The organism is Collimonas sp. (genome assembly GCF_035566375.1).
In the GTDB taxonomy this organism is placed as follows: Bacteria; Pseudomonadota; Gammaproteobacteria; order Burkholderiales; family Burkholderiaceae_D; genus Collimonas.
Genome location: NZ_DATMRK010000047.1, coordinates 182,261 through 195,332, shown reverse-complemented (window position 1 = coordinate 195,332; position 13,072 = coordinate 182,261). Strand labels below are relative to the sequence as shown.

General features: G+C 57.8%; 13 protein-coding genes. 1 reads left to right on the top strand and 12 read right to left on the bottom strand.

Annotated features, from left to right (window positions below):
• Window positions 1-108: 108 nt before the first annotated feature.
• Together VNZ60_RS15765 and VNZ60_RS15760 are read right to left on the bottom strand one after the other, a co-directional pair.
• Entirely contained in the window at window positions 109-1,392 is a 1,284-nt protein-coding gene (locus tag VNZ60_RS15765) for an ATP-binding protein (protein WP_325660714.1), read from the bottom strand.
• A complete protein-coding gene (locus VNZ60_RS15760) occupies window positions 1,392-2,117 on the bottom strand; it encodes a response regulator (RefSeq protein WP_325660712.1) in 726 nt (241 codons plus the stop codon). The genes VNZ60_RS15765 and VNZ60_RS15760 overlap by 1 nt, the downstream gene beginning before the upstream one ends.
• Window positions 2,118-2,271: 154 nt before the next feature.
• Between VNZ60_RS15760 and VNZ60_RS15755 the strand changes: the two genes are divergently transcribed.
• Window positions 2,272-3,087, top strand: a complete 816-nt coding sequence (locus VNZ60_RS15755; protein ID WP_325660710.1) for a MipA/OmpV family protein — start codon at window positions 2,272-2,274, stop codon at window positions 3,085-3,087.
• Between the two features lie 95 nt (window positions 3,088-3,182).
• Here the strand turns inward: VNZ60_RS15755 and VNZ60_RS15750 are convergent, their stop codons facing one another.
• The 10 genes from VNZ60_RS15750 to VNZ60_RS15705 form a co-directional block, all read right to left on the bottom strand.
• Complete coding sequence (locus tag VNZ60_RS15750) at window positions 3,183-3,428, bottom strand: GlsB/YeaQ/YmgE family stress response membrane protein (protein ID WP_325660709.1); 246 nt, start codon at window positions 3,426-3,428, stop codon at window positions 3,183-3,185.
• A gap of 191 nt (window positions 3,429-3,619) precedes the next feature.
• Entirely contained in the window at window positions 3,620-4,105 is a 486-nt protein-coding gene (locus VNZ60_RS15745; RefSeq protein WP_325660708.1) for a DUF3761 domain-containing protein, read from the bottom strand.
• Between the two features lie 369 nt (window positions 4,106-4,474).
• Window positions 4,475-5,542, bottom strand: a complete 1,068-nt coding sequence (locus VNZ60_RS15740) for a TonB-dependent receptor (RefSeq protein WP_325660706.1) — start codon at window positions 5,540-5,542, stop codon at window positions 4,475-4,477.
• A 72-nt stretch (window positions 5,543-5,614) separates the two neighbouring features.
• Window positions 5,615-5,995, bottom strand: coding sequence for a DUF2946 domain-containing protein (locus VNZ60_RS15735; protein ID WP_325660704.1), 381 nt, complete (start codon window positions 5,993-5,995; stop codon window positions 5,615-5,617).
• Window positions 5,996-6,121: 126 nt separating this feature from the next.
• On the bottom strand, window positions 6,122-7,744 hold the full coding sequence (locus VNZ60_RS15730) for an alkaline phosphatase D family protein (protein ID WP_325660702.1): 1,623 nt from the start codon (window positions 7,742-7,744) through the stop codon (window positions 6,122-6,124).
• A 163-nt stretch (window positions 7,745-7,907) separates the two neighbouring features.
• Window positions 7,908-8,480 (bottom strand): YceI family protein, encoded by a 573-nt coding sequence (locus tag VNZ60_RS15725; RefSeq protein ID WP_325660700.1) that lies wholly within the window; start codon window positions 8,478-8,480, stop codon window positions 7,908-7,910.
• A 50-nt stretch (window positions 8,481-8,530) separates the two neighbouring features.
• Window positions 8,531-9,109 (bottom strand): YceI family protein, encoded by a 579-nt coding sequence (locus VNZ60_RS15720; RefSeq protein ID WP_325660698.1) that lies wholly within the window; start codon window positions 9,107-9,109, stop codon window positions 8,531-8,533.
• Between the two features lie 48 nt (window positions 9,110-9,157).
• Window positions 9,158-9,682: a cytochrome b gene (locus VNZ60_RS15715; RefSeq protein WP_325660696.1), complete on the bottom strand. Its 525-nt coding sequence runs from the start codon at window positions 9,680-9,682 to the stop codon at window positions 9,158-9,160.
• A 267-nt stretch (window positions 9,683-9,949) separates the two neighbouring features.
• Window positions 9,950-11,200, bottom strand: a complete 1,251-nt coding sequence (locus VNZ60_RS15710; RefSeq protein WP_325660695.1) for a hypothetical protein — start codon at window positions 11,198-11,200, stop codon at window positions 9,950-9,952.
• A 2-nt stretch (window positions 11,201-11,202) separates the two neighbouring features.
• On the bottom strand, window positions 11,203-12,915 hold the full coding sequence (locus tag VNZ60_RS15705) for a SulP family inorganic anion transporter (RefSeq protein ID WP_325660694.1): 1,713 nt from the start codon (window positions 12,913-12,915) through the stop codon (window positions 11,203-11,205).
• Between the last annotated feature and the right edge of the window lie 157 nt (window positions 12,916-13,072).

Below are 13,072 nucleotides of genomic sequence, written 5' to 3'. Positions count from 1 at the left end.
AGCTTGCTATTCGCTATATACAAAGGAATATTACGGTAATCCTGTGCTTGATATGCGTGCTGCGCACTAGTATGCGCAAATTCGCTGGCGAGATTGCCTGGGCATTGGCTATAAAGGGAAATTCAATACAAACTTCGCACCGCCCAGATCGGAGTGCCCGACATGGACCGTGCCATCCAGGCGATCGGCGATTTTCTTGACGATTGTCAGCCCCAGTCCATAACCGCCTGTAGCGCGGTCGCGGCTGCGGTCGAGCCGGTAAAACGGTTCAAAAATCCGCTCTCGTTCTTGCTCTGGAATACCGACGCCGTCATCTTCCACAATCAGATTCCAGGAATCGATGTCGGCTTCGACGCGCACCCTGATGGTACTGCGGGTATACCGCAATGCATTGCGCACCAGATTGGAAAAGGCGCGTGCCAGGCTGCGCGGTTCGATCACGACTTCTTGCAGCCCGGCGTCGAACGACCAGATCAGTGTGCTGCGGCGTAAGGCCAGTTCTTCATTGCTGACGCCAGCGGTGGAACGCAAGAAATCTTCCAGCACGATTTTTTCCTTGGACTCGGCGCGCGACGACTGTTCCAGCATGCTCAGCGTCAGCAGTTCGCCGACCAGGATATCCAGTTCCTCCACGTCCTTGCGCATTGCGTGTATGCGTTTGTGGGTGTTGCTGTCATCGGTGGTGTCCATTAAATTGGCCAGGCCGAATTCCAGCCTTGCCAGCGGCGTGCGCAATTCGTGCGAGGCGGCGTTGACCATGTCGCGTTGCGCCGTGATCAGGGAGCCGATGCGATCGGCCATATTATTGAAGTGGGCGCACAGTTGCTTGATCGAGGAATTGGCCGACAGTTTGGCGCGCGCATCCAGCGCACCTCCGCCAAAGCGCGCGGCGGCGATGCGCAGCGTTTCCAGATCTCGCCAATGCGGTGTCAGCCACGCAATTATTGCGCCGAGCATGACACTGAAAATGACGATGTAGGCAGTGATTTGCATCGCGTCGAAAGTGTACGGACGAATTTCAAGCACACTGCCGTCGTCCAAGGTGATATAGGCGTTGGAGTAGTAGTTGTCGCCGCTGCCGGTCCACGCTATCCGATAGCGCGCCAGTTCCTGCATGATCGATGGTGACAAGGCTAGCTTCTCATTGGCGGACAAACGGCGGTAGCGTTGCGGATTCATACGCTCCATCCGGTCCAGTCTGGCTTGCTGCGCGCTGTCTTGGATCGGGCCGAGGTATTCGCGTAGCAGCACCGCTTCATTGGTATACGCACGATGTGTCTGGCTCATGAAGCCTGTCGAAAAAATATACGGGAAACTCCTTTGCACAAAGACAATCGAGATAAGCAACAGGATGGCGACGATCAAATACAGGCGTATCAGGATTCTTAGCATTATTCTTCCCAGGCGATCGGGCTGAACAGGTAACCGCGGCCCCATACCGTCTTGATCTTGCGCGGTTCCTGGGCATCGTCGTCGAAGCGTTTGCGCAGGCGTGAAATGCTGACGTCAACCGTGCGATCCAGGCCGTCGAAACCGATCCCGCGCCAGCGCTTCAACAGTTCGTCGCGGCTGAGCACCTTGCCTGCGGCCTGGACCAGGATCACGAACAGATTGTAGTCGGCGCTCTTGAGATCGACTTCCTGGCCTTTCCAGCAAACCTGGCGCGCCGACAAATCGATTTCCAGTTCGCCGTATTGCAGCAGGGCGCCACGCGCAGGCCGGTCGCGCAGATCCATCCAACGCAAGATCACACGCAAGCGCGCCAGCAACAATCTCGGTTCCACCGGTTTCAGCATGTAATCGTCGGCGCCGATTTCCAGGCCGGCTACCTGATCGAAAATATCGGCGCGCGCAGTCAGCATCAAGACCGGCAGCGATGAGGTCTTGCGGATGGCGCGGCAAATATCCATGCCGTCCATGCCCGGCAGCATCAGGTCCAGCACCACCACGTCCGGCTGTTCCCGCGCAATCGCTTCCAGCGCCAGATCGCCGCGTAACACCAGGGCCACCTGGAAATCGTAGCGACACAAGTATTCCGATATCAGTTCGGCCAGGCGGGCGTCGTCTTCGATCAGCAAAACCTTCTTCATGCCATTTTTCCCCTTTTTTTTCATCATAGCGTTTCGTACACGCCCTAGATGAGGCGATTACAAACAAACACATATTTGATACGGACTCACACATTTTTACTACCGATGTCTCACAGACATCTGGCCACGGACTGCCGAGAATGCTCTGTGTCTTAGCTTCCTTTATTAATCGGAGAAAAATTTGAAACACCAGATCAAGGTAATTATCGCCGTCGCTGTGTATGGCGTTCTTGCATCGCGCATGGCAGCAGCGCAACAGGTCGCACCAGCCCAGTCCAGAACCTGGTTGCAGGGCAGCCAGATTACCGTAGGGCTCGGCGCCGGCGTCACCGCGCGTTACGCCGGCAGCGACGAATATCGCCCGGTGCCGGTACCGGTATTCAAGCTCGTCACGCCATCCGGCTTTTTCGTCGATAGCATGCAGGGCGCCGGTTACCGCTACGATATCAACGAGATGTTTTTTGCCAGTGCCGCCATCGGCTACGACGCCGGCCGCAAGGATTCCGACGACGGTTTGCAACCCGGCTCGGCGAAGCTGAAAGGGATGGGCGAAATCAAAGGTTCGGTGCTGGCCAATCTCGACGCCGGCGTCAAGCTGGGCCGCATCGGCACTTTCTCGGTCGGCGTCTCGCAGCCGCTCAGCAACCGCGAACGCGGCCTGAACTACCATGCGGAATTGAGCAGCACCGTGCTGTCGCTGGCAAACGACAAGGTCAGCGTGAGTGGCGCCGTTTACTTCGGCGACGCCAAATACAATCAGACTTTCTTCGGTGTCAGCGCGCTCCAGAGCCGTAACTCAGGCTACGCAAAATACACGGCCGAGTCGGGCTTGAATGCGGCAAACGCCTCGATCGTATGGACCCACAGTTTCAACCAGGCCTGGTCGCTGTCCACCATGCTCGGCGCCACGCATTATATGCAAAAAGCAGCTAACAGCCCGCTGGTTTTCGCCAAGACCAACTACAGCGGATTCACCAGCGTGAATTATTCGTTTTGATCAAACCGAGACTGGCTTCAGCGCCCGGAAAAAGAAAAACCCGCATTTACGCGGGTTTTTAAATACCTCTGGTACTAATGCAACTTAGCTGCAACTCAGGCGCGTTTGATAAGCCGCAGAATGAACAGCAAGATCACGGCGCCGACGGTGGCTGTCACAATCGATGCAATCCAGCCGCCACCGACATGAATGCCAAGGACGCCAGCCAGCCAGCCGCCGATGAAGGCGCCGACGATACCAACGATGATATCGACCAATACACCGAAGCCGCCGCCCTTAACCAGAACGCCTGCCAGCCATCCTGCAATCGCGCCAACTATCAACCAAGCGATAAAGCCCATGAGATTTCCTTTCAAAGTTGACCATCTTTGGAACTACCCGGCAAGAGTAGCGTAAACAGCATCAAAAATAGTCGTCCAATTGTAAAAGATAGATAAACCGAGAGACGATTTTATCGATCGCCGCGCTGCCGGCTGTTGATGGTGGCTGGCCACAAACGACAACAGGGCCTAGGCCCTGTTGTGATTGCTTATCAGCTGCAAGCTTTGCCGTGATCGGCGTGATTGCCTGCCGCCTTGGCGGCTGCTTCTGTCATGTACGAACCAGCCTTGGTTTTGCCATAGTATTTGCTGCCTTGGCAGTGGTATACCTTGCTGCTGGAGTTAACCCAGACTTGGCCTGGACCGCCGCCCGCTGCAGGAGCGGCTGCTGCAACTGCCGGTTTGGCTGGGGTTGCCGGTGCCATTGCTGCAGGAGTTGCTGCCTTAGCAGGAGCCGCCGGGGTTGCCGCCGGAGCTGCGGCTGCTGGTGCTGCAGCTGCCGGTGCGGCGGCGGCATACCATTCTTTTACGCCCTTATGACCGGCGCAAGCGCCTTTCTTGGTAGCGTTGGAAGAGTAGCTGCCGTCTTTGCACAGGCCGGTGCTGCCGGCTGGCGCCGCTGCCGGTGCCTGGGCAAAGCTGGCGGCGGAAGTCAGTAAGGCTGCTGCAACTGCTGCTGAAATAAACATTGCTTTCATTTTTTTCTCCATGGTGTAAGTGATGCTCTGGTGGCCGTCGAGCTGGCGCACGCGCCGTATTAATGTGTCTACTTCAATTTGTCTACCTGCAGCACGACTAAGCAATCCGTGTGCGCCGCACCTGGCAATATGACCGAGGTAGGTAATCAACGCGGTCAGCTTGGATATGGCTGACACAACTATCGATACAATTGAAAACAATTGTGATATTTCTACCGGATATCTCTAATGGAGGGGTTTTGAGGCGTTGTTTGATGTATTAAAGGAAATATTATTCTTGCCTGGCGCCTGTTTTCTGTTGCTTGGAGAGTAATTATTTCAGGAGCATTAGTGCAGGCCGGCGACTGAGCGCCGGCCGCTTCACGCAGGCTAGAACGAGTAGCGCGCCCCCAGCGTCGCCGTGTAGCGTGGCGCCAGTTGCACACCGTTGACCTTTTGGTAGACGGGTAATTGCACAAAGCCGTAGAGCGAGACCTGCTCATTGATTGGCACTGTCACTCCCGGGCTGAGATAGACCAGGGTGCCGCCGGTACTGACGGTGTCCGCATTGGCGCCGACATCGTGCAGCACGCGCCGCAGGTTGAGCTGGATTTGCGGCGTGAAACTGGCGTTGCCCATATAGCGCAGGCCCAGGTTCAGGTTGGCGCCGTCGCCAGGACGATAATGATCGCTTGAATTGAGCGCCTTTTGCACCTGGCCTTGCGCGAAATAATCCCAGTCCTTATTCAGCGTATCCATGTAGTAGACGCCCAGGATGGCGTCGGTGGTGCCGGTGCCGGGTTGCAAGCCGCGATCAATCGGGACCGGTCCGGGAGCGGTCGGATCGGCCGAGGTTCCGGTTTCGGTATGGCTGCCGGTCGGTAGTTTCAGGCCAAACTGGATGCCGAGATTATGCTCCGGCGTGAAGCCTTGATAGCGGCCGATGACTTTGACGTCGCCGATGTTGGACGTTCTGGAGTCATACTGACCGCCGCCGTCGCCTGGAGTAACGCCATCGGATGCAGTTCCCAGCGTGCTATGGCTGCGCATGATGTAAGGCAGTTGCAGATTGACGCCCCAGTCCGGATTGAAGCTGTAATCGAGACCCAGCGTCAGGTAATTGTTGCGGGTAAATTTCTCGACTTCCTGCGGATTGCCATTGTTGGAAATCTGGCTCGCGGCAGCGGGAGAAATCGCACTGCGGCCGCTGCGGAGCTGGTTCTGATTCAGGTAATCGTAGCGGATATCCATCCTCAGCCCGGAGGAGCTGCCGATGCCTAGATTGTCCCAATCAGAACTGAGGGAGCAGCCGCAACTGGCGCAAGCCAGCGCAGCGTGAGGAAAGAGTGCGAGGAGCACTGCGGAAAGGGCGGCAAGCGGCACGGTTGCAGATAGATTCGCGGATAGATTCGCAGATAAGCCCGCGGGCCGGATGCGGCGCGGTGATGGCGTAGCCATGATATTCCTTGGTTAAGTTGTAAGGCGTAAGGACAGACTCCCTGGGTGGGGAGTCGGCGCTGACAGACAAAATCAAGAAATGACCGGCGGGCCGCGCGATTGCGGCTTGAGCCAGGTTACGCTGGCATACAGAGTGAATGCGGCTGGCGCCAGGTCGACGCCGGCGCTGGCTGGGGCCAGCCATTGCCCCCAGCTGGGTGGCAGGCCGATATCTGCGGCATGGATGAAACACAGCAGGCAATGGCCTTGATGGTCTTGGTCCGGCGCTGCGGGGTTGCTGGAAGCCGGCGCCTTGATGTGGCTGTGGCCGGCAGTGCTGCATAGTTGGCTCAGCCCCAACTCCAGCGGCTGTCCATGGCCGGCCGGCAGCAACTGCGCCACGCTTGGCAGCAACGCTGCAAACATGGCCAGGCAGACGGCAAGCTGACGCAATGAGCGGGGCAGGCGGAACATGGGCGAACGTTAGTGGTTAATAACGCTTTACCGATATGGCAAAGTCAGCCGTATGGTAGCGCTTCACCGGGGGCCGGGCAAGTCGGGTAAACCCTATTGGTGCCCAGCCAACCTGGGGGGCTCTGCCTAAACTTCGGGATGCAGGTCGACCTTGAACAATGCCTTGCCATCGATATTGTGCAGGGAAACCGTCATTACCTTGCTCCTGGCGTCGATTTTGCCGACGCCGAAGAATTGCAGCAACTCGCTGGGCGGCCGGTTTTGCTTCATGTCGCTGGGGATGCTGACGTAGCGTACGTCGGGGCCAAAGGTGCGGTCGATTTCGCCCGGACCGAAAGTGCCGGCATGCAGCGGGCCGCCGACGAATTCCCAGAACGGCTTGAAGTCGGTGAAACTGGCTTTCTCCGGCGCATAGTAGGTGGCTGAAGCGTAGTGCACGTCAGCGGTGACCCACACCACGTTCTTGATGTTGTGCTGCTTGATGAACTTGAGCAGATCGGCCACTTCCAGTTCGCGCCCGAGCGGCTTGCCGTTGTCGCCGTTGGCCCAGGCTTCGAAAGTGCCTTGCGGCACATCCGGGTTGAGATCCGGCACCACGATCGAGATCGGCATGTCGCTGGCGATCACTTTCCAGGTCGAACGCGAGCGCAGCAAAGCCTGTTTGATCCAGCGCAATTGCGCCGCGCCAAGAAAGGCGGCATCGTGGGTCAGGGCGCTTTGGCGATTCGGCGAGTTGGCGCCGCGATAGCTGCGTTCGTCGAGCATGAACACTTCCAGTAGCGGGCCGTAATTGAACATGCGGTAGACCCGCTCTGGATCGCTGGCTTCGATCCGGTACGGGTTGTATTCGAACATCGCGCGTTTTGCATTAGCGGCCAGGGTCGACAGGTCACGCTGCTGGTAACGGCTTTCGGCAACGCCGATTTTCTGGCCCGGATACCAGTTGTTGCGCACCTCGTGATCGTCCCATTGCACCAGGAACGGCACTTCTGCCGCAAAGCGGCGTTTGTTGATGTCGAGCAGGTTATAGGCGAAATTGCCGCGATAGTCGTCCAGCGTTTCCGCCACCTTGGATTTGGCCGGCGTCACCAGATTTTGCCATAGCGTGCCGTCGTCAAGCCTGACTTCTTTCTGGATCGGATTGTCGGCGTATATCTGGTCGCCGGAATGGATAAAAAAATCTGGTTTGAAGCGGTGCATCGTTTCATAGATGCGATAGCCGCCCCATGCCTCGTTGATGCCCCAGCCCTGGCCAGCTTCGTCGCCGGAAAAGGCGAAAGTGATGTCGCGTTCGGCGCCGCCCGGAATCAACAGGCTGCCGTTCAGCGGTTCACTGTAGACCGATGGGTTTTGAATGTCCTGAAAACGCACGCGGTAAAAAATGGTTTGTCCGCTGGGCAGGCCGCTGAGATCCACCCGGGCCGAGAAGTCACTGCTGGACAGCGCTAGCGGTCCCTGCACTGTGTGCGCATTCTGGAAATTCTCGTTGTTGGCGTATTCCACCATCATGCGCGAGGGGCGGTCGGCGCGGCTCCAGATAATCGCCTTGTCGCGCGTAATATCGCCGCTCATCACGCCGCTGGGCAGTTGCGGCCGCAGCTTGTCGGAAGTAATCAGGGCCGGCGCCGGTGCGGCGGTTTGCGCAATGACGCTATGCAGCGGTGCGCCGGTGAGGAGTACGCCCGCGCCGGCAGTGACCTTGCATAAGAAATTGCGGCGTTTGGAGGTGAGGGGATTGCTGGACGACATGGCGTGCTCCGCGAAGTGGAAAGCGAAGCCAGGATTTTATCGGGCCTGTATTACAGGACGATGAACAGCTTATTCCAAACGAGTGTGACGATATAAAAAAGCCGGCCGGTCATTGGTAATTGACCGGCCGGCTCTTTTTTTGCAGCCAACGGCTGCAACGGGATTAGTTACTCTTGATAGCTTCGACCTGGATCGCCAGTTTTACTTCCGGCGCAAATTTCGGCACGCCGTAGTTGATGCCGAAGTCGCTGCGGTTGAATTCAGCAGTTGCATCGGCGCCGCAGACTTCGCGTTTCAGCATCGGATGCTGGATGCATTTGAAAGAATTGATGGTCAGCTTGACCGGTTTGGTGACGCCATGCAGAGTCAATTCGCCATCGACCTCTACCAGCTTGTCGCCGTCGAATTTGACCGAGTTGCCTTTGTAGGTAACGTCAGGATATTTTTTGACATCGAACATGTCCGGGCCGGATGCATGTTCGTTCATCTTGGCATGGCCGAAGTCGATCGTGCTTGGGTCGATACGGATGTCGACGGAGCCGGTCTTGGCGGCGCGGTCCAGTGTCACTGTGCCGGTGGTTTTTTCGAATTTCCCGCGCCAGAAAGAGATCCCCATGTGATCCGCGGTGAAGCTTGGGTAAGTGTGGTTCGGGTCGATGGTATAGGTGTCCGCCGTAGCGAAGGCGCTGGCTGCGCTGGCTGCCAGCAAGGAGGCGATGATGAGTTTCAGTTTCATTGTTGATTATCCTTTTGGTGAGAGAAAAGTATTGCGTTCGTTGTGTTGAATCAGTTAGCTACAAGATGGAATTTGATGACGATTTCGTCCGCCACCATGCTGGTGTCCTTCCATTCGCCTTCGCCGATATTGTAGGTGAGGCGTTTGATTGGCAAGCTGCCGTCGAAGACCTGGGCGCCGCCCTCTTTCTTGACGCTCAAGGGGAAGCTTACATCGGTGGTCTTGCCTTTGATGGTCAGCTTGCCGCTAACGTCGTATTTGCTGCCCGCCGGTGCGCCGGCGCTGGCTTTGATTGAACTGGCGACAAAGCTGGCCTTGGCAAATTGCTGGGCGTTGAACCATTCTTTCTTCAGCACTTCTTTATTGTATTCAGGATCGCCCAGGTCGAAGCTTGGAATGGCGATGTCGACGCTGGCTTTCGACGCCTGCGGCTGGGCGCTGTCGAAATCGATTTGCGCGGTGAATTGCTTGAACTTGGCTTCCACCGGCACATTCATTTGCTTGAACACGATGGTGACATTGCTCTTCGCCAGGTCGGGTTTCAGCGGAGTTGCGATGGCCGAGCAGGTGGCGCCGAGGGCGATCAGGCCGAGCGCGGTAGTGCGTAACAGGGATAGCGTAGATGTCATGGATATTCCTTTGATTAGCGGAGTGCAGGGGAGCGTAAGGGACTGTATTTAGGGCAGCATGCGTTTTAACACACCGTCGCGATCGATGAAGTGATGCTTGAGCGCCGCCAGTACATGCAGCGAGACCGCGCCCAGCATGATCATATTGAGTGTGTAATGGACCAGTTTTAAAACCGGTTTCAAATCCGGATTAGGCGCCATCAGCACTGGCAACGGGAAGATGCCGAGATAGGTGACCGGCACGCCGGCGGCCAGGCTATAAAAATAACCGGAGATCGGCACTGCGAAGATCAGCACGTATAAGAGGATGTGCAAGGCATGCGCGGCGTGCTGTTGCCAGAGTTGCATGCTGTCCGGATAAGGCGGCGCACCCTGTGTTTTGCGCCATAACAAACGCAGGCAGGCCAGGCCCAGCACGGTCACGCCGAGCCATTTATGCCATGAAAAATATTTGAGTTTGGTTGGCGTCAGGCCCGGGATATCGACCATGGTCAGGCCCAGGATAAAGGTTGCGACAATGAGAATGGCGACCAGCCAGTGCAGCACAATGGCTGGGGTTTTGTAGCGTTGCATAAGTGGCGTAAATGAGTGGCGTAAATAAGTGACGTAAATAAGTTGGCCGGAAGTCCAGCAATGTTGCGATATCAGCGATATTTCACACTACTGTCGCATAACAGCTGAGACAGGTAAAACTTCGCTGAGTTTCCTGCGCCCGATTGACAGTTTTTTAAGGTGTCAATGGATTGGCTATAGTATCGGAAATTCCTGGGTACTGTTTGCGGCCGCCACAAGCCGCTTGCAAGATTACGGGGCACCTCGCTCACTTGCGGTTACATGCAGTTACTTGCGGCGATATGCGCCTTCTTTGGATGGGGCGCCATTCATGTCATCCTCTGCCGCATACAGCGAAATCACTATCTTTCCGGGAGTTGACGCGGGAGAAATCTGCAGCCGGTCGACTTGCACTCCGGAGATTACGCACTGGCTATTCGGGGCGAGTTGCAACCGTACCCGTGCATTGCTGCTTTCCAGTATGGATAGCCTGGCTTTATTGCAGGTGATGGCGTCGACCGCATTGGCAAATATCGCCACCGGGTCGCCGGCATTGATGTCGGCATAAGGCGATGGCGTGGCGCTGGTCGGCAGCCAGGCGCCCAGCGCCCAGGCGGGTATCGCCAGTGCCGGCTGCGGTGGCGGTGCTGCCACTGCCACAGCTATCGGCGCTGGCGTCGTCACTTCCGCAGACGTCGGCATTGCCGCTTCAGCCGGCGCTACGATGGGTTCTGGCGCTGCCGGTGTCGGCATCGCCGCTTCCGCCGGCGCTACGACGGGTTCTGGCGCCGCCGGTGTCGGCATCGCCGCTTCAGCCGGCGCTACGATGGGTTCTGGCGCTGCCGGTGTCGGCATCGCCGCTTCAGCTGGCGCTACGATGGGTTCTGGCGCCGCCGTCGGTGCAGATGACGGCGGATCTGCAAGCATCGCAGTAAGATCCGGCGGCACGGCCGGCGCCGGGTCAGGTTCTTGCATCGCAGGTGCTGGCGTCACCGCAGCTTCCGTGCTCGCCTCGGGGGGCAACAGCGGCGTCACCTGTGGAGTCTCGACCGCGTATGGCACAGCAGCAAGCAAGGGGACCGGAATGTCTGCAGGTGTCGGTGCAGGAGCCGGCGCTGCCGCCGCAATCGGTGCGGTTTGCGGGTTTGCTGCGGGGGTTGCTACGGGATTCACGCCGAGCAAAGCCGGTAGCAATTCCATGGCGGCCTGGCGCGACATGATGATCCGTATTTGAGGCGTGTCGACGATATTCCTGACACGCGATGTACTCACCGCCTTGCCATCGATGATCAAGGTCAGATCCTGCTCCAGCGCCGCGCTGCTTGCCGCTGTCATGCGCTGCTGGGCATCCTGGCTAAGTGTGACTTCGAGTGTGATCGAATCCGGATTTGCATTGTAGGTATCTTTGATAGTCAAATCGATTTCAGTGAAATCGATTCGAGAAGAAAAGACAATCTCTGCCGCATTTACACCATTCGCTGCGGTGATCGTCAATGTGGCGCAGAGTGCGGTCGCCAATATTTTCCAGCATGCGCGCATGATTATTCTCCGGGTCGGGTTGCGATAGTTTGGTCTGTGCCGTGCTGGCTTGCCGGCGCCTGTGCCAGATGCACCGCTTCCGCTACGCTCAGCGCGCTCAGGGACGCCAGCGGGAAGCTGGGGGCAACTGCATTTTTCATGATGTCATATACCGGATCTTTGAGGCGCGCCAGCAGCAGGCGCAAGCCACGGCTACTGACGAAATTAAAAAAATCATGCAAACCTTCCAGGCTGGTGCTATCCAGGTCCGGCGATTCTTCCAGACTGAGAATCACGGTATGTACAGGCGGTGCTGCGGCGATGATGTTCTGCCGCGCCTGGCCCAGGATGCGTTCGGCGTTGGCAAAAAACAGCGGCTCGTTCGGGCGCAGGATCATGACGCCCGATACCGGCTGTGCTTCCGGATGGGTGCGGATGTTGACGTAGTCATGGCCTTGCCCTAGCCGCCCCAGCACTGAAATGGTCGATTGCGCGAACTGCCGCAGCATCAGCAGCAGACTGATCGCAATCGACGCCAGCAAGCCGTCCAGTACGCCCAGCAACAGCACCGCAATCACTGAGGCGATCACCACCAGGCGATCGCGCCGCCACTGGAAATAGGGGCGGAAGATGGCAGGATTGAGGGTGTGGCCGACCGCATGGATCACGATCGCAGCCAGTATTGGCTGCGGCGTCAGGGCGATGGCGGGCAACAATGTCAGGACAATCGCCAGCATCACCAGCGCCGCCACCCAGCCCGAGAGCCGCGAAGTGGCGCCGGCGGCTTCGTTGGCAGAGGTGGCCGAATAGCCGGCGCCGACCGGCATGCCGTGAAATAATCCGGACAGCAAATTGGAGGCGCCCAGCGCCAGCAAGTCGCGGTTGGGCGCCACCGGGTCGCCATGCTTGATGGCGAAGCTGCGGATCGAGCCATACGATTCGGCATACAAGATCATGCCCATGGCAAAACCCAGTTCACCCAGGCGCAGCCAATCGGCGCGCGAGAGCAAGGGTAGCGTTGGCGTTGCCAGTTGCAGGTGGATGCTGCCCACCAGGGCGACGCCATAGCGGGTTAAATCCAGCCACTGGCCGGCCGCGACGCCGATGACGATCACCAGCAGTGCTCCCGGTATCCGGCGCAGGTAAGAAAACAGATACAGCAAAACCAGCGCTAGCGCCATCACGGCGACGCTGATCCAGTTCCAATGTCCGATCTGCGCCAGCATTTCGGGGATGAAGCGGGTCATGTCGCTATGTTCCGGATGGGCGCCGACCACGCCGGCAAACTGTTTGAGAATGATGACAATCGCCAGGCCGAAGGCAAAGCCGCGCAACACCGGTTTGGCGATGAAGTCAGTAACATTGCCCAGGCGGGCCAATCCGGCCAGCAGGAAAAACAAGCCGGTAAGCATTACCAGCCCGATCGCCAGCGTCATTCTGAGGCCATTGTCGCCGTTTGCCATGGATGCCGTGGCTGCCGCCAGCACCGCTGCCGAGGAGGAGGTGGCGGAGACGACCGCAAAGCGGCTGCTGCCAAACAGGCCGTAACAGAGCAAGCCGGCAAACAATGCAATTACCCCGGTTTGGGGCGGTAGATTGGCGATGCTGGAATAGGCAACCGCTTCAGGGAGTAGCAGTCCGGCAATCGAGAGGCCGGCAATCAGGTCCGCCAGATACGCCCGTTTGGCGGCCGGCGGCGGGTTCAGGTCGGCATGTTGTGATGGTGCAGCGCTCATGCGCCTCCCTGGCGATGGATGTGAGCATCCGATTTTATTCTGTTTTGGCAAGTATGCGAAGCTGCTGCAAGTGGCTTGCGTCAATCGGTGATGTTGATTCTATGTCAAATATCGTCGCTTGGGATAGCGCAGTGGCCGACAGTAGTTAAATGGGGTC